Below are 21059 nucleotides of genomic sequence, written 5' to 3'. Positions count from 1 at the left end.
CGATACCTGACCGGCGAGCGGTACCTGATCGGAGTGGGCTCCGATCTCGGGGCGGGACCTGATCGGAGAGAGCGGGACGTGACGGCACGGGGACGCGTACGCGAGGGGGAGGTGGGCGGGGACGTGGCGGCAGACCTGGCACGGGACACGGCGGGCGGCGCGTTGACCGGCGGCTCCGCCCCCGACGGGGTGATCGTGGTCAAGATCGGCGGCGGCGCCGATCCGGAACAGGTGCTGGACGAGGTGGCCGAGCTGGCCGCCGCGGGCCGGCCGGCGGTGCTGGTGCACGGGGGCGGCGACCCCGCCGACGAGCTGGCCGGACAGCTCGGCGTGGCGCACCGGGTCATCAAGTCCCCGGACGGCACGCACAGTCGGCGCACGGACGAAGCCATGCTCGATGTCCTCACCCTTGCCCTGCTCGGACGGGTGAAGCCACGGCTGGTCAGCGGGTTACGGGCGCGCGGTGCGCGGGCGGTGGGGCTGAGCGGTGCGGACGGCGCACTGCTGACCGCGACGCGAAAGCCTGCCATCCGGTCGGTGCAGGACGGGCGCACCGTGCTGATCCGCGACGACCGGTCGGGCCGTATCGAACACGTCGACCCCACTCTGGTGCAGGCGGTGCTGGCCCGGGGAGAGGTCCCCGTGGTGTCCCCGCCCGCCAGTGACGCCGAAGGCAACCTGCTCAATGTGGACGCCGACGAGGTGGCCGCCCGGCTGGCCGTCGCCCTGGAGGCTTCGGCGCTGGTGCTGCTCACCGGCGTGCCCGGAGTGCTGGCCGACCCCGCCGACCCGGTCAGCCGGATCCCCGAGGTGGGCCCGCACCACCTGGAAGAGGGCGCGGTGCGCGGCCGGATGCGCCACAAGGTGCGGGCGGGACTGCGGGCCAGCCGGAGCGTCGAGCGGGTGGCCATCGCCTCCGCGCACCGGCACCGGCCCATCCGGCAGGCGATGGCCGGCGCCGGCAGCTGGGTGCGCGAAGGGGAGCGGGATGAGTGACCGGCAGCGCACCGCCACCCGGATCGCCGCTCCCCGGGTCGGCCCGGACGCCCTGCTGGAGGACTATCCGGCGTGGCTGCTGCGGACCGCGCTCAGCATTCCCTCGGTCTCCGGCCAGGAGCTCGCGGTGGCCGGCTTCCTGGCCGACCAGATGGCGGCGCTCGGCTTCGATGCGCATGTCGACGAGGTCGGGAACGTGCACGGCGTGACCGGCCCGGCCACCGGCCCCACGGTGATGCTGCTCGGCCACATCGACACCGTGCCCGGGCGGGTGCCGGTGTGTCAGGTCGGGGACCTGCTGTACGGCCGGGGCGCGGTGGACGCCAAGGGCTCCATGATCACCATGATCTGTGCGGCGGCGCGCAGCCGGCAGGTGCGGGTGCACGTGATCGGCGCGGTCGGCGAGGAGGTACCCGGCTCGCGCGGGGCCCGGCACGTGCTGGCGACCGTGCCGCCGCCGGCGGCGCTGGTGATCGGCGAACCGAGCGGCTGGGACGGGGTGTGCCTGGGCTACAAGGGCCGTACGGGCATCGGGTACGAGATACAGCAGCCGCCCCTGCACACCAGCAGCCCGGAGCCGACCGCCGTGGAGCGGGCCGCCGCGTTCGCCCGTGCGGTGCAGGAGTATCTGCTCGGGCTGTCACCGGACCGCGATCCGGTCGCGTTCGGTGTCGCCGCCGGCACGCTCACCCGGTTGCACGGCGACCTGGCGCGGGCCGAGGCGTATCTGAGCTGCCGGGTGCCGCCCGGCTTCGACTTCGCGGCGCTGGAGCGCTTCGCCCGCAGCCTTCCGCACAGCCGGATCTGGGTGGACGAGCGGGTTCCGGGGGTGAGCCGGCCACGGGCCGACCCCGTGGTGAGCAACCTCCGCTCCGCGATCGCCGCCCAGGGGGCCAGGCCGACACTGAAACGCAAGGCGGGCACCTCGGACATGAACACGCTCGCTCCGTGGGGTGTCCCCATGGCCGCCTACGGACCGGGTGACGCCCACCTCGACCACACCGCCGACGAACACATCCCGCTCAGCTCCCTGTACCGCGCGATCGACGTACTGGCCCTGGCGCTGCCCCGGCTCGCGCGGCAGTTGGCCGCCGCGGCGCAGCAGGACCGGGCCGTCCCGGTGCCGGCCCCCCGACCCGACTCCCTGGAGGCTTGATGCTGCTCGACGGGAACGTCGCCATGATCACCGGCGCGGCCCGTGCGCTGGGCCGTTCGCACGCGCTGACCTTCGCCCGGGAGGGCGCGGACCTGATCCTGGTCGACCGCTGCGACCCGGAGGGCGGGCCGTATCCGATGGCCGGGCGGCGCGCGCTGGAGGAGACCGCCGACGCCTGCCGCCGGCTCGGGGCCCGGGTGCTGACCGCGGTGGCCGACGTGCGCGACCAGGCCGCCGTGGACAAGGCGGTGCACACCGGTCTGGACGAGTTCGGCCGGATCGATGTGCTGCTGAACAACGCCGGCGTACTGGGCCCGGGCGGCCGGCTGACACACGAGCTCAGCGAGGAGCAGTGGCAGCTCGCGCTGGACGTCAACCTCAGCGGGACCTGGCGATGCTGCCGGGCGGTGCTGCCGCACATGGTCCGCCAGGGCGGCGGACGCATCGTGAACACGGCGTCCACCGGCGCGCGGGTGGGGTTCGAGAGGTATGCCAACTACGTGGCCTCCAAGCACGGCGTGGTCGGGCTGACCAAGGCCATGGCGCTGGAGTACGGGCGGCACGGCGTGCTGGTGAACGCGGTCTCCCCCAGCACCGTGGCCGACGACTCGACGCTGGACACCCGGAGCACCCGTGCGGTGGCCGCCGAGATGGGCGCCGGACTCCAGGACTACGAGCGCACCTCCGCTGCGCTGCACCCGATCGGCCGGCTCATCACGGCGGCCGAGGTGTCGGCCGCCTGCCTGTGGCTGGCCGGCCCGCACTCCGGCGGCGTCACCGGCACCGAGCTGGTGGTCGACGGCGGCTTCACCGCCCACTGAACGGGACCCACCGACCGACAAGGAGTTCCCCGCCATGGATCTGCCGACCGAGTCGCGGCCCCGGCCGGACGCACCGGTGGACGGCGCGGCCCAGCCCGGACTGGACACGCTGCGCTCCCGGCTGAACGCGCTCAGCCCGGAGAAGCGCCGCCTGGTGGAACGGATGCTCGCCCGCCGCGGCGTCGACCTCGGCATCACCCGCCGGGCCGGCGGCGCCGCCGAGGCCCCCTGCTCCTTCGAGCAGGAGCGGCTGTGGTTCATGTACGAACTGCTGACCCGGCGGGAGATCTTCCATGTGCCGGTCGCGCTGCGGCTGGACGGCGAGCTGGACGCCGGGGCGCTGGGGCGGGCGTTCCAGCGGCTCGCCCGGCGGCACGAGTCGCTGCGCACGGTCTTCCGGCAGCGCGACGGCCACCCGTACCAACTCGTCCTGGACGAGATGGCGCTCCCGCTGGAGGCCATCGACTGCCGCGGCGCGGACGACCCGGCGGGTGCGGCCCGGCGGCACGCCTCCCAGTTGGTCACCGAGGACTTCGACCTGACAACGGGGCCGCTGGTGCGCTGCACGCTCTACCGGACCGGGGAGCGCAGCCATCTGCTGGCGGTGGTGCAGCACCACATCGTCTCCGACAACTGGTCGCTGGGGATCCTCCTGGACGACCTGGGCAAGCTGTACGCCCAGGAGCGCGGAGAGGGGGCGGAACCGGCCCCGCTGGAGGTGCACTACCCCGACTTCGCCGAGTGGCAGCGGGCCACGGTGGACGGCGTGACGATGAAGCGCACCCTGGAGCACTGGCGGGAGCGGCTGGCGGGCGCCCCGGACACCCTGGACCTGCCGGTGGACCGGCCCCGGCCGGCGATCCGCGGCAGTCAGGGCCGGTTCCACCACGTACGGTTCGACGCAGAACTGGTCGCCGGGCTGCGGGAGTTGGCCAAGCAGCACGACACCACACTGCTCGGTGCCTTCCTCGCCGGCTACTTCGCGCTGCTGTCGCGGCTGGTGCGTACCGAGTCGCTGGTGGTCGGCGTGCCGGTGGCGGGGCGGCCCCGGCCGGAGATGCAGCAGATGATCGGGTACTTCCTGAACTGGCTGCCCATCCATGTCCGCGTCGGTGACCGGCCGGACCTGCACACCCTGGTGAGCCGCACCGGTGCGGCCCTGGCCGACGCGCTGACCCATCAGGACCTGCCGTTCGACATGCTGGTGCGCGAGCTGCAGTCCGCGCGCCGCCCCGGCGGGACGCCCGTCTTCCAGACCTCCTTCTCGCTGCGCGACGGCTCCCCCACCCCGCCACGGATGCCCGGCGTCGACGTCTCCTTCGCCGAGCTGGACGGCGGTGCCACGCACTACGACCTGATGGCCGAGCTGTGGTGCGAGGGCGACGAGGTGGTGGGCTATCTGCCCTACGACGACGAGCTGCTGGACGAGGCCACGGTGGCCCGCTGGGCCCGCTGGCTGGAGGCGCTGCTCCGCGCCGGACTGGCGGCACCGGACGTGCCCGTCGCGGACCTGGACATGCTGGCACCCGACGAGCGCGCGGTGATCCCGGCCCGCGGACTGTCCGCGGCCGTTGCGGCCGCCGGTTCCGTACCGGACGCGGGGACGCTGCACGGTGCGTTCGCCGCGCAGGCCGCGCGGCGGCCCGACGCCCTCGCGGTCTCCGACGAGCGGGAACGGCTCAGCTACGCGCAGCTTTCCGCGCGGGCCGACCGGATCGCGGCGGCCCTGCAGGCTCGCGGAGTGGGTCCGGGCGGCATCGTCGGCCTGGTCATGGACCGCGGCGTGGACTTGCCGGCCGCCGTGCTCGGCGTACTGCGCACCGGGGCCGCCTATCTGCCGGTGGATCCGGACAACCCCGCCGACCGCACCGCCGGGCAGTTCGCCGAGTGCCGGGTGGGGACGGTGCTGGTCACCCCGGCCACCGCGGCGGCGCCCGCACTGGGCGACGCCGGCTCCGGCGGGCCCGAGGTCCTGGTGCTGGACTGGGAGGACCCGGCGTGGCAGGCCGCCGCGCCCGGGCCGGCCGCTGCGGAGGTGCCGCCGGACGCGCCCGCCTACGTGATCTACACCTCGGGCTCCACGGGCCGGCCCAAGGGCGTGCTCGTCACGCACCGCAACGTACTGCGGCTGCTGGCAGCCTGCGACGAGCACCTGGAACTCGGGCCGGACGACGTGTGGACGCTGTTCCACTCCTACGCGTTCGACTTCTCCGTCTGGGAGATCTGGGGCGCGCTGCTGCACGGGGCCCGGCTCGTGGTCGTACCGCAGTGGATCACCCGCGCCCCGGACGTCTTCGCCGAACTGGTGCTGGCCGAGCAGGTCACCGTGCTGAGCCAGACCCCCTCCGCCTTCGGGCAGGTGAGCCAGGCCCTGCTGGAGCAGTCTGCGCCGACCGCGCTGCGGTACGTCGTGTTCGGCGGCGAAGCGCTCCAGCACGCTTCCCTGCGCCCGTGGGTGCGGGCACACGGCGACCAGCGCCCGCAGTTGATCAACATGTACGGCATCACCGAGACCACCGTGCACGTCACCGCGCGGCGGGTACGGGAGGACGAGCTGGACGAGCCCGCGTCACTGATCGGCGAGCCGCTGGCGGACCTGTCCCTGTACTTGCTGGACGAGTCGCTGCGCCCGGTCGGCACCGGCGTGCCCGGGGAGATCTGCGTCGGCGGCGACGGGGTGAGCCTGGGGTACGTGGCCAACCCCGGGCTCACCGCCGAGCGGATGCCGGCCGACCCGTTCAGCGACCGTCCGGGCGCCCGGCTGTACCGCAGCGGCGACCTGGCCGTACGCCGCGCCGACGGCGAGCTGGTCTACCTGGGCCGCGGCGACGACCAGGTGAAGGTGCGCGGGCACCGCATCGAGCTGGGCGAAGTGCAGGCGGCGCTCGACGCGCTCGACGTCGTCGGCCGGTCCGCCGTGGTGCTGGAGCGCGACCGGGTCGGCGCGGCCACCCTGGCGGCCTATGTCGTACCGGCCGCGGACGCGTCGACCAGTGGCTCCGGCATCCGCCGGGCGCTGCTGCGCTCGCTGCCGGAGTGGATGGTGCCGGCCTCGGTGACCGTACTGGACGAGCTGCCGCTGACCCGCAACGGCAAGCTGGACCGCGAGGCGCTGGCCGACCGCCGGGACCGGGCCGCACCGGCCGGGCCGCGCGGCGCGGCACCGCGCGGCGAAACCGCCCGCGAGCTGGCCGCGATCTGGTGCGAGCTGCTGGGCGTGCCCGCGGTCGGCGGCGAGGACAGCTTCTTCGAGCTGGGCGGGCACTCGCTGATGGTGATGCGCATGGTGGCCCGGATCCGCGCCGAGCTCGGTGTGGACGTGCCGATGGACACCCTTTTCCGCCATCCCCAGCTCCAGCCGCTCGCCGACGCGGTGGACGAGGTGCGCGCCGCCGCGACCACCGCGGCACCCGGTCCGGACGCCGCACAGGGCGCCGAACTGGCCGAGGTACGCGCCGAGTTGTCCGCGCGCGTCGCCGGGATCCCCCGTCCCGGCCGGCGCGCCGCCGCCGACCCGAACACCGTGCTGCTCACCGGCGCCACCGGCTTCGTCGGGCGGTTCGTGCTGGCCGATCTGCTGGCGGCGGGGGCCCACGTGGTGTGCCTGGTCCGCGGTGGTGCGGCCCGCCGCGGGCAACTGGTGTCCGGGATGGCCGAGCTGGGGCTGTGGCGGGCGGAGCACGCGCCGCTGCTGGAGCTGGTGGACGGCGACATCGCCGCCGAAGGGCTCGGCCTGGCCGTGGCGGACCGCGACCGGCTCGCCGAGCGGGCGGGCCGGATCCTGCACGTCGCCGCCTGGGTCAACCACGTCTATCCGTACGATCAGTTGGCGGCGGCCAACACGCACAGCATGGCCGGTCTGCTGGAGCTGGCGGCCCGTGGCCGCCGGTCAGCGCTCACGCTGGTGTCGACCAGCTCGGTCTTCGACTCCGCCGCCTACCCGCCCGGCTCCACCGTGCCGTCCGGCCCGCTGTCCGCGCTGCCGTCGGCGGCCAACGGATACGTGCGGTCCAAGGCCGTGGCCGAGCGGTACACGGAGTGGGCCGCCGAACTGGACGTGCCGGTCACGGTCGTGCGAATTCCCAGCGTCTTCGGTGACCAGCGGCGGTTCCAGATCAACCCGGCCGACGCGGTGTGGAGCTGGTCCCGGGCGATGGTGGAGACCGGCAGCTTCCCGGAAAGCTTCGCGCTGGACGGCAACGAGCTGTTCCAGGCGCTGCCCGCGGACGCCGTGGCGCACGCGGTGACGCTCGCCGGCCACGGCCACACCGAAGCCGGCGCCCGCTTCGTGAACGCCGTCCCGGACACCATCGGCCACACCCGTGACCTGGTGGCGGCGATCCGGGCGGCGGGCCACACCCTGCGGCCCTGCCCGGACCGCGAGTGGTACTCCCTCGTGGCCGGGCTGGACCCGAGCCGGGTCTGGGTGGCCGGCATCGCCGGCCAGGCCGCCGACCGACTGGCCGCGGACCCGTCCGCCGCCGCCCCCCGCACCCTGCGCCGCTTCGCCGCCCCGGACGAGCTCGGCGAGCTGCTGCGCACGCGGGCCCTGCACACCCCGGCCCAACTGGCCGGGTACATCAGGACGCTCACCGCGTCCTGACCCGTCGACCATCCCGACCGCTGCCGCCGGACCGCAGCGGTCGCGACCACCCGTATCCGCTGCCGGAACCGACCGGGAGGATGCCCAGCCCCAGCCGCACACCGAAGAACGAGACCCCATGTCTGTGATCGATATGCCTGTGATCGATGGGAGTGAAGGTGAGCACGGAGGAGCGCACGTATCTCGTGGTGCGCAACCACGAGGAGCAGTACTCGATCTGGCCCGCCGGGCAGGACATCCCGAGCGGCTGGGCCGCGGAGGGTTTCGGAGGCCCCAAGGACGAATGCCTGACCCACATCGCCGAGGTGTGGACCGATATGCGGCCGCTGAGCCTGCGCCGCGCCATTGCCGAGGGAGATGTACAGGTTGGCTGAGATGGAGCAGACCCCGCCGGTGACCCCTGACCCCGAAGAGCCCATCGCGGTGATCGGCATGAGCTGCCGGTTCGCCCCCGACCTCGACACCCCCGGACAGCTCTGGGAGTCGCTGCGCACGGGACGCAGCACGGTGGGCGAGATGCCGGCCCGCCGCTGGGACTCGTACGAGAGAGACCCGCAGACCCGCGCGATCCTGCGCCGGACCACCCGCAAGGGCGCGTTCATGCAGGACATCGAGGGCTTCGACGCCGAGTTCTTCCAGATCACGCCGCGCGAGGCCGAGTACATCGACCCACAGCAGCGGATCATGCTGGAGCTGGCGTGGGAGGCGCTGTGCGACGCCGGACTGCCGCCGACCTCGCTCGCCGGCAGCGACGCCGGTGTGTACGTCTCGGCGAACTCCAACGACTACGGGCGCCGGCTGCTGGAGGACCTGGAGCGCACCGGAGCCTGGGCGGTGAACGGCACCACCTTCTACGGCATCGCCAACCGGATCTCGTACTTCCTGGACGCGCGCGGTCCGAGCATGGCCGTGGACACCGCCTGCGCGGGTTCGCTGACCGCACTGCACGTGGCCTGCCAGGGCCTGCGGTCCGGGGAGACCGGCGTCGCGCTCGTCGGCGGCATCAACATCATGGCCTCCCCCGCCCTGGTGGTGGCCCTGGACGCGGCCTCCGCGACCTCACCGGACGGGCGCAGCAAGGCGTTCGACAAGTCGGCCGACGGCTACGGGCGTGGTGAGGGCGGCGGCGTCGTCGTCCTGAAGCGGCTGTCCGACGCGGTCCGCGACGGCGATCCGGTGCACGGCCTGGTGATGGGCAGCGGTGTCTTCCAGGACGGCCGCTCCGACGGCATGATGGCGCCGAACAGCGAGGCCCAGCAGCGCATGCTGCGCGAGATCTACCAGCGGGCCGGCATCGACCCGCGCACCGTGCAGTACGTCGAGGCACACGGCACCGGCACCCGGCTCGGGGACGCCGCAGAGGCCCGCGCGATCGGCAGCGTCTTCGGCCCCGGCCGGGACGCCGGCGACCCGCTGCTGATCGGCACGCTCAAGCCGAACGTGGGCCATGTCGAGGCCGCCTCCGGCATCGCCGGTGTCATCAAGGTGCTGCTGAGCATGCGCCACGGCGAGCTGCCGCCCAGCCTGCACGACGAGGTGGACCCGGAACTGCGCCTGGAGGCCCAGGGGCTGCGCCTGGTCGGCGAGCCGACGCCGTGGCCGGCGGGCGAGCACGGCCGGCGCGCCGGTGTCTCCAGCTACGGCGTGGGCGGCTCCATCGCGCACGCCGTGCTCCAGCAGCCGCCCGCCCCGCAGCGGTCCGGCCGCCGGAGCGGCAGCACGGCCACTGCCCGGCCCTGGGTGTTCCCGGTGTCGGCGGCGTCCGAGAAGGGCGTACGCGCCCTGGCCGGCTCGGTCGCGGCGTGGCTGCGCGAGCACCCCGGCACCGACCTGGACTCGCTGGCGCACACGCTGACCGACCGCCGCTCCCACCTGGCCCACCGCGTGGCCGTGGTGGCCGACGGCACCGAGGAACTGCTGGCCGGGCTGGACGCGCTGGCGGACGGCGAGAAGTCGCCCGCCACAGCCCTCGGCGCGGCATCGGCCTTCGCCGGCAACGACGCCGCCGGTCCGGTCTGGGTGTTCTCCGGGCACGGCTCCCAGTGGTCCGGGATGGGACAGGAACTCCTCACGACGGAGCCGGTGTTCGCCCGGGTCATCGACGAACTGGCCTCGGTGTTCGCGGAGGAGCTGGGCTGGACCCCGCGGGAGGCCATCGAGGCGGGCGGCCCGTGGACGGTGACCCGCACCCAGGCGATGACCTTCGCCATGCAGGTCGCCCTGGCCGAGGTGTGGTTCGAACTGGGCCTGCGCCCGGGTGCGGTCATCGGGCACTCGGTCGGTGAGATAGCCGCCGCCACGGTGGCCGGCAGCCTGGGCCGCGCCGAGGCCGCACGGTTCGCCTGCCGCCGCGCCCGCGCTCTGGAGCAGGTCGCCGGGCGGGGTGCCATGGCGATGGTGCCGATGGCCTTCGCCGACGTCGAGCAGCGGGTGGCGGGCCGGGACGGCGTGGTCGCCGCGATCGCCGCCAGCCCGCACTCCACCGTGGTGTCCGGCGACACCGAGGCGGTCGAGGCGCTGATTGCCGAGCTGGAGACCGAAGGCATCACCGCGCGCCGGGTCAACACCGACGTGGCCTTCCACAGCCCGCATGTGCGCGAGGTGCTGGACGAGGTACGCAAGGCCGCCGGCGAACTGCGCGCCGGCACGCCCCATGTCCGGCTGTACAGCACCGCCTTGGCGGACCCGCGCTCCGACACCCCCCGCGAAGGCGCGTACTGGGCCGCCAACCTGGCCGACCCGGTCCTCTTCCACCAGGCGGTACGGGCCGCGCTGGACGACGGCGCCCGGGTGTTCCTGGAGGTTTCCTCGCACCCGGTGGTGGCGCACTCCGTCACCGAGACCGCGCTGGACGCGGGGATCTCCGACGCCCAGGTCGCGGTCACCCTGCGCCGGGACCAGCCGGAGCAGCGCACCGTGCTGGCCAACCTGGCCCGGCTGCACTGCCTGGGTGCCCCGGTGGCCTGGTCGTACCCCGGTGAGCTGGTGGACGTCCCGGCGGTGAAGTGGCAGCACCGGCCGTACTGGATCTTCCCGGACGAGCCGCCGGAGCAGGGTGCCGGCCGGGGCCACGACCCGGAGAAGCACACGCTGATCGGCGCGCACACCACTGTCGCCAGCGCCCCGGTGCAGCGGGTCTGGCAGACCGAACTGGACATGTCCAACCGCCCCTACGCCCAGTCGCACAAGGTCGTCGGCGTGGAGACGGTGCCCGCCTCGGTGGTGCTCAACTCGTTCATCGCCGCCGCCACCGGCGACGACGACGTGGCCTACGGGCTGCGCGACATCGTGTTCCGCATCCCGCTCGCCGCGCACCCCACACGCGTGGTGCAGGTCGTGATGGAGCAGGACAAGGTCAGGCTCGCCAGCCGCATCAAGCGCGACCAGGAGAGCGGCGCTCATGACGACGAGTGGCTGACCCACACCACCGCGACCGTCGTACGCGAACCGGTGGTCGGGGCCGTCCCGTTGGAGGACCCGGACGCCATCCGGGCCCGCTGCCCGGTCTCCTGGACCTGGTCCAAGGTCGACGGGATCTTCCGGACGATGGGCGTGGACGGCTACACCTTCCCCTGGGTGGTGGAGGAGCTGGTCCGCGGCGACGGCGAGCAGCTGGCCACGGTGACCGTGGACCACACCCCGAAGCTGCACCCGTCGAGCTGGACAGCGGTGGTCGACGCCGCGCTGACCGCCAGCGGCGTGCTGGTGATGTCCGAGGACTCGTCCGTGCTGCGCACCTGCTCGCACCTGGAGTCGCTGGCCTTCCGCGGCGCCCCGCCGCCGCGGATCCTGGTGCACACCACGAGTGACCCGCGCACGCCGGACACCATCGACATGGTGGTGGCCGACGAGAACGGCACGGTGGTGTGCGAGGCCCGGGGGCTGCGCTACATCAAGGTGCAGGACGTCGGCTCCGGCGCGGTCGGCCCGCGCGACCTGGTGCACGAGCTGGCCTGGGAGCCGGTGCAGGTGCCGGCCGACGCGCCCGTACCGCGGCAGGCCCTGCTGGTGGGCGACCCGGCCGGCGGTGCCGCGCTGGTCGAGGCGCTGGCCGCGCGTGGCGTGGAGAGCCGTACGGCGCAGGACGCCACAGCCATCGCCGACGGCCGGCTCGCCGCGGGCGACGCGGTGATCGTGGCGCCCCCGGCGCTGCTCGCGGGCGAGGCTCCCGAGCAGGCGGCCCGGCGGTGCGCGCAAGCGCTGCTCGACGCGGTGCAGCAGGTGGCCGCGATCCCGGACGAGAAGCACCGGCCCACCGTGTGGGCGCTCACCCAGGGCGTGCGCGAAGGCCGTACGGAGGCCGCGCTGGCACACGCCCCGCTGTGGGGAGCCGGCCGTATCGTCGCAGGTGAACGCCCCGACCTGTGGGGTGGCCTGATCGATGTCGCCGAGGCCGCCGAGGCCGCGTCGGCGGCCGGGGTGATCGGTGCCCTGCCGCCCACGGAGGACGTGCTGTCGCTCACCCCGGAGGGTGTGGACGCCGCCCGGCTGCGGAGGGTCGAGCGGCCCGCCGAGCGCGAGCCGGTGGAGTGCCGCCCGGACGGCACCTACTTGATCACCGGTGGCCTGGGAGCGCTCGGTCTGGAAGCCGCGCGCTACCTGGTCGAGCAGGGCGCGCGCCGGCTGGTGCTGATCGGCCGTCGGGGGCTGCCGCCGCGGTCCGAGTGGGACCGGGTGAGCGAGCCGGCCGTGGCCGCGCAGGTGGCCGCGGTGGCCGCCCTCGAAGCGGCCGGCGCCACGGTGCGGGTGCTGCGGCTGGACATCTCCGACGCCGAAGCGACGGCCAGGGCGCTCGACCCCGGTGCGCTGGACATGCCGCCGGTACGCGGCATCGTCCACTGCGCCGGCGTGGTGTCCGACGCTCTCGTGGAGAAGTCCAGCGCGGTGAACCTGGACACCACGATGGGCCCGAAGGCCGACGGCGCCATGGTCCTGCACCGGCTGTTCCCGGCCGGCACGCTGGACTTCTTCACCATGTTCTCCTCATGCGGCCAACTGGCCCGGCTCACCGGCCAGGTCAGCTACGCATCGGCGAACTCCTTCCTGGACGGGCTGGCCGCGTTGCGGCGGGCCCAGGGCGAGTACGGTGCGAGCAGCTTCGCATGGGCCCAGTGGATCGGCCGGGGCATGGGCGAGACCACCGGCCAGGCGACGATCCTGGAGGCCGAGTCCCGCGGTCTCGGCGGGATCACCGTCACCGAGGCGCTGCGCAGCTGGAACTTCGCCGACCGGTTCGGACTGCCGTACGTCGCGGTAATGCGGGTGATGCCCGGGCACACGCTGCCGGTGTTCTCGCAGTTGTCGGTCACCGACGCCGGGGCCGAGCACACCACCGGCAACGCCGTCGACTGGTCGGCCGTGCCGGCGGCGGAACTGCCGGAGAAGGTGCTGGCGGAGACGCACGAGCAGGTGGCTGCCGAACTCAACCTCGCGCTCGACGACATCGCGATCGACCGGCCGCTGCTGGAGCTCGGCGTCGACTCGGTGCTCACCGTGGCCCTGCGGGTGCGGCTGCACCGCTGCTTCGCGGTGGACCTGCCGCCCACGATCCTGTGGAGCAACCCGACGGTCCGCGCACTGGCGGAGTTCCTCGCCACCGAGGTCGGCGGCGAGGAGGAGGCCGCGGACGAAGCCCCGGAGATACGACAGGAGGTCCTGGCGACCGCCGGTTGAGCCGGCCGGGGCGGCGACGACCTCGCCGCCCCGCCGCACCCGGCATCCGGGACGGTGCATCCACGGTCCCGGATGCCGGTTCGGTGTGCGGTGTCAGGGCAACAGTCTGCAAGACATCAATGTAGTGAATGTAGTATGCTGCGGCGGGACGACTCAGGGCTTTGCCGCCCCGGCAACGCTGTCGATGGCACTCATTCACGTTGCACCGCTGAGGGGAAGCCACTGATGGACAAGCCGAAGCCCGGAGATCTGCGCGCCGACGCCCTCATCGAGCACGGCTGGACGCACGGCCGGCTGCGGGTAGCGGCCGAGGGAGACGACTGGCGGCGGTTCGCCTCCTCGTGGAACGAGCTGGTTCCGGACGCGTACCTCGGCCCGGCCCGCTGCCGCCGCAACCGCCGGTACGGACGAGTGCTGGCCCACCGCGACGGCACGCTGGAGCCACTGGACGGCACGGAGTTCTTCCAGAGCAAGGCGGTCAACCGCGCCTTCGGCGACCAACTGCGGGTATTCGAGCCGCTGACCGAGGAAGCGCTGTCCAGCCCCCAACTGGCCCGGATACTGCGGGAGAACGTCGCACTCGTCAACGAGGCGGCGGGCAAGCAGGACTGGGAACTGGGCATCCACTGCATCCGTGTCCTCGCCGACCCCCACGAGGGCTCGGAGCCCGCGCCGGAGGGACGGCATTCGGACGGCCACGCTTATGTGGCCATCCACTTGATCGACCGTCACCAGTGCGTCGGCGGCCAGAACCAGCTCTTCCGGCGCGGCGAACCGGACCCGCAGTACACCGTCACCATGACGGAACCGCTGGAGGTCCTGCTGCTCTCCGATACGTCCATGGAGCATGCCGTCAGCGAAATACGGACCGCGGATCCGTCCGCGCCGAGCTGGCGGGACACCCTGATTGTTGACTTCAACGCCGTGCTCGACCCCGCCGACATGGCAGGGCGCACTCACAGATCTCTCCAGTGAACGGGGGTTCGATGAGTCAGATATCAAGCAATACGATACGCACCCACACGCCTTCTGATCGCCTCCTGGACAGACTGCACGGGAAGGCGTCAGCCCCGGAATTCTGTCTGATCAGCATTGACGATCTGCTCAACAACCGGGCGACCACCAGCACCGAGGACCTGGACAGCGGCCGGCTGAACGCCTGGGGAAACTCCTTCCCGGCGGAAGAGCTGCCCGCGCCCGGCGCCCGTATCGAGATCGCCGGAATTCCCTTCGCCTGGGCGCGGTCCCACGCCGAAGGCGACAACGTGCGGTGCGAGGGACAGGTCATCGAGATTCCGCCGGGACAGTACGACTGGATCTATCTGCTCGCCGCATCGGAACGGCGCAGTGAGAACACCCTCTGGGCGCACTACGCGGACGGCACCGCCGATCCGCTCCGGCTGGGGGTCTCGGACTTCCTCGACGGCACCCCGGCATTCGGTGAGCTGCCCGCGTTCAGCACCGAGCGGATGCACTACCCCCACCACGTGCAACAGGGGCTGCCCACCACGATGTGGCTGTCCCGGGTCGGGATGCCGCGCCGCGGCCGGGCGACGGCGCTGCGGCTGCCGCGGTGCGTCGCGCTGCACGTCTTCGCGCTCACACTGCTGACCGGAATCGACGTACGGCTCGCGGACGGGGCGGCACGATGACCCGGACCGCACAACAGCCGACACTGTGGACGCGTGACCTGGGCAGTTGCCTGCACGCCACGCTGGCGACCGTGCTGCTGCACGACGGGCACGACCCGGTCACCGTGCTGGGCGCGCCGTGGGAGTTCCGTCGCCGGCCCGGAGACTGGACCTCGGAGGAGTACTACTTCTTCGCGGCGCCCGACTCGCTCGCCAAGCGGCTCGCCCTCTTCCACCCGTTCGAGTCCGCCTGGCACCGCAGCGACGCGAGCGCGCCGGGCGACGGGCTGGACGAGCTGCGCAACGCGCTGGCGGCCGGGGTGCTGCCCATCGCCGCGGTGGACAACTTCCACCTGCCCTTCCGCCCCGCCTTCCACGATGTGCACGCCGCGCACCTGCTGGTCGTGTGCGGGATCACCGCCTCCGAGGTGCTGGTGTCCGACGCGCAGCCGCCGGGGTTCCAGGGGGCCATCCCGATCCCCGACTTCCTGGCCGCCTGGGGCTCACCGAACCCGCGCGACGACGCCGACGTGTTCTTCAGCGCCAGTCCCAGCAACCGGCGCTGGCTCCAGGCCCGGATGCGGGGGCCCGTGCCCGAGCCCGACGCCGGCTGGGTGGGCCAGGTGCTCCGCGACAACCTCACCCGGTACCGGCAGGGCTCCACCGAAGAGACCCAGACCGGGATGGCGGGGTTGCGGCGGTACCTGGACGAGCTGTGTGCGCTCACTCCGGGGACCGAGGCCACCGACGAGGCGCTCAGTGAGCTGTACGTGATCAGTTGGAACATCCAGGCGCAGGCCGGTCTGCACGCGGAGTTCCTCCGCCGGCAGGGCGAGAAGTGGCGCGTGCTGGAACTCGCGGAGGCCGCGGCCGGCGTCGATGCCGTCGCCCACGGCTGGACGGGTGTGCGCATGACGGGCGCGCACGCGCGGGTGTGGGGACGGCAGCGGTTCGACGAGCTGCGCGCGCACAGCACCGAACTGGTGCGCCGCCTGGACATCGCGCTCGACCAGGTCGAACGCGCGGCCGACGCGCTGTCCAAGGCGACGTGACCGGCCGACGGCCCTCGGGCACAGCTCCCCACCACAGGAAGCACGGCGTCGATCGGGAAGGCAACCGTGGACAGAACTGACATGCCGATAGCCGTCGTCGCCTCCCGGATCCGCCGGGAGGAACGGCTCATCCTCGAGGCGTTCGCCGCCCGCGGCGTGCCCCATGAGCACGTCGATCCGAGGAAGCTGACAGTGCTCCTCGGCAGTGGCCGGCCGCCCTACCGCGCGGCCCTCATGCGCGAGGTCGGCCACGGCCGCGCCACCTCCGTCGCGGCCACCCTCAACGCCCTCGGCGTCCCCACCCTCAACCGCCTGGAGGTGCTGGACGTCTGCGGCGACAAGCTCCGTACCGCGCTGGCATTCCACACCGCCGGGCTGCCGATGCCGCAGGCAGGGGTCGCCTGGGGAATTCCCTCCGCGCTGGACGCCATGCCCAAGCTCGGTTATCCCGTGGTCGTCAAACCGGTGACGGGATCGTGGGGGCACCTGACGGCGCGGGCCCATGACGAGGAGCAGGGCCGGGCGCTCCTCGAACACCGCGCCGCGCTGCCCAATCCCCAGCAGCACGTCTTCTACCTGCAGGAACACATCGACAAGCCGGGCTGCGACATCAAGTCTTACGTCGCAGGGGACCGCGTGGTGTGCGCCATTTACAAGAACGCGGTGGACGACTGGCGGACCAACACCGCCATCGGCGGCGCCGCCACGCCCTGTCCGATCACGCCGGAACTCACCGAACTCGCGGTGGCGGCGGCGCGAGCGGTCGGCGGCGGCTTTCTCGGCGTGGACCTCCTGATCGACCAGGAGCACCGCATGTACGCGAACGAGGTCAACCACACGCCCGAATTCCACGGTGCCATCGACGCGACGGGAATCGATGTCCCGGGATTCATCGTCGACTGGGTGCTCGACGAAGTGACGGCCCTGGAAACAGCGGAGACGGCATGAAGAATTGCGGAGCGACGACGAGGGGGCGGCACGGTTGAGCGCGACCGGTGACCATTCGCTGCTGGCACTGTGGAGCGCACCCCGCTCCCGGTCGACGGTGTTCTTCCGGACGATGCTGGAGCGCCCCGATGTGCTCTCACTGCACGAGCCGTTCTGCAACATTGTGAACGACGGCAGCACCCGGGCCGGCGACCGTACGGTGGAATCCGCGGACGACTTGATGGACGTCCTGCTCGACCTCTCCGGACACCGGACCGTGTTCTTCAAGGACACCACCGACTGTCAGTACGATGCCGTCTTCGCGCGCCAGGACTTTCTGAAGCGCGTACGCCACACTTTCCTGCTGCGGAATCCGCGGGAAATCATTCCGTCGTTCGCGGCACTCAAGCCGGACATGGCGCTGCATGAAGTCGGCATCGAATATCTCCACCGCATCCACCAGGCGGTCCTGGAGGCGGGCGGGCAGCCGATCGTCCTGGACTCCGACGACTTCGTGGACCGCCCGGAGAGCACCCTTCGGGCGTACTGCGCCGCGGTGGGCCTGCCCTACCGGGAGGACACACTGCACTGGCAGCCGGGAGACCGGGCGGAATGGCGCCAGTCCGCCTCGTGGCACGCGGACGTCAGCGCGAGTTCCACCGTGCGCCGGCGCCCGCGTGCCTACGCGCGCACGATCGACAACGACCCGCTGCTGCGCCGCCTCCACGAACACCACCTGCCGTTCTACGAGCAGCTCTGGGAGCAGCGCCTGCGGATCGGCACGTGACGGATCGCGGCGCTTTCGGCGGGCGCGAGGGTGACAGGTTGTCTCGCATAGTCTCCGCCGTTACTGTTGCCTCAGCGCAAGACACTACACATACGACACTGCAACGACGATACAGCGGGCCGCGGCGGTGGACGCGGGAGCGACCGACACCGACGGCAACTCGCGTGATGTCCGAGAGGCACGGTTGATGATTATTTCCAAGCCGCCCTTCTGTCCGGTGCAGTTCCAGGGTCCCGAGCTGCTCGACTCCGGGTTCCACGCCTCGGCCGACATGCACGCCGTCTGGGCCCGGATGCGCGACGAGACACCGGTCCACCGCGTGGACCCGGGCGGGGGCCGGGAGCCGTTCTGGGTGGTGACCCGCCATGCGGACGTCAGCCGAGTGCTGCGCAACCACGGGGAGTTCACCTCCCGCCGGGGCACGATCCTGTGTGTGATCGACCTCGACACGGCGGACGTCGCGACCGACGACATGCTGGCCGACACCGACCCGCCGCGCCACCGGGAGTTCCGGGAGCCGCTGAACAAGGCGTTCGGCCCGCCGGTGGTCACCGAGCACGAGGAGCTCATCCGCGGACTGGCGCGGGCCACGCTCCGCCCGGCGCTCGAGGCCGATGTGTACGACATCGCCACGCCCACCATGATGTTCCAGATGGCCGTCACCGGCACCCTCATGGGCCTGCCCGCCGAATCCTGGGAACGGATGGTGGAGCTGACCATGATGACGATCGCGTACGACGATCCGTCGTACTCCACCGGCAGCGCCCAGGCCACCGTGCGCCAGGCCCGGCACGAGCTGTTCGAGTACTTCCGCGAGGAGTTCCAGCGCCGGACCCGCGACGACTCCAAGCCCGATGTGATGGGCGTGCTCCGGGCGATGGACCTCACGGAGGGCCCGCTGTCGGAGCGGCAGGCGCTGCTGAACGGCTTCGTGCTCCTCATCGGGGCCAACGTCACCACGCCGCACGCGCTCTGCACGCTCTTCACGCTGATGGCCGAGCACCCCGAGCAGTTCCGTGCGGTGCGGGAGAACCCCGACCTCCATCAGTCCTGCCTCGAAGAGGTCCTGCGCTGGGCCTCGCCGGTCACCGCGCTCATGCGGTACGCCGTGCACGACGTGGAGCTGGGCGGACAGACGATACGGGCGGGTGAGCCGGTCAGCGCCTGGCTCGGCTCCGCCAACCGCGATGAGCGGGTCTTCCCCGACCCGTACACCTTCGATGTCACCCGGCGGCCCAACCAGCACGTCGCGTTCGGGGTGGGGCCGCACTACTGCATCGGGGCCGGACTGGCCCGGCGGGGACTGCGGATATTCCTCGAAGAGCTGCTGGACATGGTGGACACCATCGAGATCGCCGGCGAGATCGGGCACGTGGCCTCGCACTTCGTGCCGGGCTTCAAGAGCATGCCGGTGCGCATGACTCCCCGTAAGGTCGCGGCCCGGTGAGCGGTCACCCGGTGCCCCGGGGCGACACACGGCTCTGGTTCGACCACCGCTTCCGCTCCGCCACGGCAAGCCACAGCCTGTACTGCTTCCCCTTCGCGGGCGGCTCCTCGACGTACTACGCCGACTGGGAGAAGGAGTTCACCGGCCCGGTCGAGCTGGTGCCGGTGCAACTCCCCGGCCGCGGCGTCCGGATGTCCGAGCCGCCGGCCACCGACATGCACCGGCTCGCGGACGAGACCGCCGAGGCGATCGCGTCCGAGCCGACCGAAGCGGTGCTGTTCGGACACAGCATGGGCGCCATCCTCGCCTTCGAGACCGCCCGGCGGCTGGCCGCCCTCGGCCAGCCCGTGCGCCACCTGTTCGTGACCGGCCGGCCCGCGCCGACGATCGCCCGTCCCCGTGGCCGGGTCAGCGACCTCCCCCGTGCCGAGTTCATCCAGATGCTGCGCGACTACGGTCACGCGGACGAGTCGGTCTTCGGGCACGCGGAGCTGCTGGACCTGCTCATGCCCATGATCAGGGCGGACTTCGCGATGATCGAGAACTACCGGTGCACTTCGGGACGGCCGCTGTCGTGTCCGGTCACCGCCTGGTGCGGGGACAGCGACCCCGACGTGCCACCGTCGGCCATGCGGCCCTGGGCGGACCAGACGTCGGGGCGCTTCGAGCTGTCCGTGCTGCCGGGCGGGCACTTCTTCCTCACCGAACACCGGTCCCAGATCCTGCGGAGGGTCCACGCGGTCCTCCGCGGCATCTGACGGCCGCGGCACGCGGGCCCGGAACTACCGACAAGGAGTGAGAGCGTGGAGTTCGACATTCCACGGGAGACCGCCGACTTCGCGGCCGAGGTCGACGAGGTACTGAACTCCCCCGAGACGGCACGGCTGCTGGCGGCCGTGCGCGCCCGGGAGGACGGGCTGGACGGTGACGTCCGCGAGCTGTACCGGCACCTGGGAAGCGCGGGCATTCTCGCGCCGTCCTGGCCGGCCGAGTACGGTGGCAGGGACGCCGACTTCACCGCGACCGTGGCGCTGCTGGAGAAACTGGTCGCCCGCGGCATCCCGCAGAACCTGTACTGCATCTCCGTGCTGAACGTCGGCTCGCTGATCCTGGCGTCGGGCAGCGAGCAGCAGCGCAAGACACTGCTGCCGGCCATGGCGGCGGCGCAGCGCATCGCCTGCATCCTGTTCACCGAACCGGGCAACGGCTCCGACCTGGCCGGCATCACCACGAGCGCCACCCGCGACGGCGACGGCTGGGTCATCAACGGACGCAAGACCTACAACCTCAAGAGCGCCTACGCCGACCTGGCGCTGTGCGCGGTGCGTACGGACCCGAACAGCAGCCAGTACGAGGGCATCACGCTGTTCCTCGTCCCCCTGGACGCGCCCGGCGTGACCATCCGCCCCCTCCCCAGCCTGGCCGACGAGCACTTCAACGACATCTGGTTCACCGACGTGCGGGTGGACGACGACGCGCTGTTCGGCACCACCGGTGAGGGCTGGTCGCTCATCACGCAGATGTTCGCCGCGGAACGCACCGGGCTGGACTACTACGCGCGGGGACGCCACTGGCTGGACCTGGCCGCCGAACGCCTCACCGCACCCGGCGGGCAGCCGTCCGACACCGCCCTCGCCGGGCTGGCCCGCCACCGGATACGCATCGAGGCCAGCAAGCTGCTGAGCTGCCAGGTCCTGCAGAACCTGCAGGAAGGCAATGCCGACATCGCCGAATCGTCCTTCGCGAAGTGGCACTGCAGCGAGACCGCCCAGCGCATCGCGTGGTGGGCGCTGGACACGCTCGGCCCCGGCGTACTGGAGCCCGGAACCGATGCCGGGGCCCGCACGCTCGAGGCGGCGCTGCGGGAGGCACCAGGGATGACCATTTCCGGCGGCGCGTCGGAGGTCATGCTCGACATCGTCAGCAGTGCCCGGGTCTTCGGCACCGGCAACGGAGAGGACTGAGC

At 72.4% G+C, this 21059-nt stretch carries 14 protein-coding genes; all 14 read left to right on the top strand.

From position 1 onward, the window contains the following. The first annotated feature begins 78 nt into the window (after positions 1-78). The 14 genes from IF04_RS0110295 to IF04_RS0110230 all read left to right on the top strand — a co-directional run bounded on the left by IF04_RS0110295 (position 79) and on the right by IF04_RS0110230 (position 21057). A complete protein-coding gene (locus IF04_RS0110295) occupies positions 79-996 on the top strand; it encodes a [LysW]-aminoadipate kinase (protein WP_245654351.1) in 918 nt (305 codons plus the stop codon). Then, complete coding sequence (locus IF04_RS0110290; RefSeq protein WP_051831009.1) at positions 989-2152, top strand: M20/M25/M40 family metallo-hydrolase; 1164 nt, start codon at positions 989-991, stop codon at positions 2150-2152. Before IF04_RS0110295 ends, IF04_RS0110290 begins: the two co-directional genes overlap by 8 nt. Next, complete coding sequence (locus IF04_RS0110285) at positions 2152-2973, top strand: SDR family oxidoreductase (protein WP_030253804.1); 822 nt, start codon at positions 2152-2154, stop codon at positions 2971-2973. Before IF04_RS0110290 ends, IF04_RS0110285 begins: the two co-directional genes overlap by 1 nt. 34 nt (positions 2974-3007) lie before the next feature. Next, positions 3008-7576: a non-ribosomal peptide synthetase gene (locus tag IF04_RS0110280; protein WP_078600104.1), complete on the top strand. Its 4569-nt coding sequence runs from the start codon at positions 3008-3010 to the stop codon at positions 7574-7576. Positions 7577-7734: 158 nt separating this feature from the next. Further along, positions 7735-7950 carry an MbtH family protein gene (locus IF04_RS0110275; RefSeq protein ID WP_245654350.1) on the top strand — a complete coding sequence of 72 codons (216 nt, stop codon included), beginning with the start codon at positions 7735-7737 and terminating at the stop codon, positions 7948-7950. 1 nt (position 7951) lies between these two features. Further along, positions 7952-13249, top strand: coding sequence for a type I polyketide synthase (locus IF04_RS0110270; protein ID WP_078600102.1), 5298 nt, complete (start codon positions 7952-7954; stop codon positions 13247-13249). 225 nt (positions 13250-13474) lie between these two features. Next, entirely contained in the window at positions 13475-14224 is a 750-nt protein-coding gene (locus IF04_RS0110265) for a 2OG-Fe dioxygenase family protein (protein ID WP_030253799.1), read from the top strand. Between the two features lie 11 nt (positions 14225-14235). Next, the gene (locus IF04_RS0110260) at positions 14236-14901 is read left to right on the top strand and encodes a hypothetical protein (protein ID WP_051831007.1); all 666 of its coding nucleotides are present in this window, start codon (positions 14236-14238) and stop codon (positions 14899-14901) included. Continuing rightward, on the top strand, positions 14898-15932 hold the full coding sequence (locus tag IF04_RS0110255) for a BtrH N-terminal domain-containing protein (RefSeq protein WP_030253795.1): 1035 nt from the start codon (positions 14898-14900) through the stop codon (positions 15930-15932). The genes IF04_RS0110260 and IF04_RS0110255 overlap by 4 nt, the downstream gene beginning before the upstream one ends. 66 nt (positions 15933-15998) lie before the next feature. After that, entirely contained in the window at positions 15999-16880 is an 882-nt protein-coding gene (locus IF04_RS0110250; RefSeq protein WP_157847635.1) for a RimK family alpha-L-glutamate ligase, read from the top strand. A gap of 34 nt (positions 16881-16914) precedes the next feature. Then, entirely contained in the window at positions 16915-17646 is a 732-nt protein-coding gene (locus IF04_RS0110245; protein ID WP_030253790.1) for a sulfotransferase-like domain-containing protein, read from the top strand. A 187-nt stretch (positions 17647-17833) separates the two neighbouring features. After that, on the top strand, positions 17834-19093 hold the full coding sequence (locus IF04_RS0110240) for a cytochrome P450 (protein ID WP_030253787.1): 1260 nt from the start codon (positions 17834-17836) through the stop codon (positions 19091-19093). After that, on the top strand, positions 19090-19851 hold the full coding sequence (locus IF04_RS0110235; RefSeq protein ID WP_211259785.1) for a thioesterase II family protein: 762 nt from the start codon (positions 19090-19092) through the stop codon (positions 19849-19851). The genes IF04_RS0110240 and IF04_RS0110235 overlap by 4 nt, the downstream gene beginning before the upstream one ends. A 45-nt stretch (positions 19852-19896) precedes the next feature. Next, positions 19897-21057, top strand: a complete 1161-nt coding sequence (locus tag IF04_RS0110230; protein WP_030253782.1) for an acyl-CoA dehydrogenase family protein — start codon at positions 19897-19899, stop codon at positions 21055-21057. The last annotated feature ends 2 nt before the right edge of the window (positions 21058-21059 follow it).

Origin of the sequence: Streptomyces violens, from assembly GCF_000717745.1 — a bacterium.
GTDB classification, from domain to species: domain Bacteria; phylum Actinomycetota; class Actinomycetes; order Streptomycetales; family Streptomycetaceae; genus Streptomyces; species Streptomyces violens.
This window is presented reverse-complemented; position numbering and strand designations above follow the sequence as displayed.

Excerpts from the sequence above, each read along its gene's own strand:
- IF04_RS0110290 (WP_051831009.1), top strand. The coding sequence starts at position 989 with ATGAGTGACCGGCAGCGCACCGCCACCCGGATCGCCGCTCCCCGGGTC.
- IF04_RS0110285 (WP_030253804.1), top strand. The coding sequence starts at position 2,152 with ATGCTGCTCGACGGGAACGTCGCCATGATCACCGGCGCGGCCCGTGCG.
- IF04_RS0110280 (WP_078600104.1), top strand. The coding sequence starts at position 3,008 with ATGGATCTGCCGACCGAGTCGCGGCCCCGGCCGGACGCACCGGTGGAC.
- IF04_RS0110270 (WP_078600102.1), top strand. The coding sequence starts at position 7,952 with ATGGAGCAGACCCCGCCGGTGACCCCTGACCCCGAAGAGCCCATCGCG.
- IF04_RS0110265 (WP_030253799.1), top strand. The coding sequence starts at position 13,475 with ATGGACAAGCCGAAGCCCGGAGATCTGCGCGCCGACGCCCTCATCGAG.
- IF04_RS0110260 (WP_051831007.1), top strand. The coding sequence starts at position 14,236 with ATGAGTCAGATATCAAGCAATACGATACGCACCCACACGCCTTCTGAT.
- IF04_RS0110255 (WP_030253795.1), top strand. The coding sequence starts at position 14,898 with ATGACCCGGACCGCACAACAGCCGACACTGTGGACGCGTGACCTGGGC.
- IF04_RS0110240 (WP_030253787.1), top strand. The coding sequence starts at position 17,834 with ATGATTATTTCCAAGCCGCCCTTCTGTCCGGTGCAGTTCCAGGGTCCC.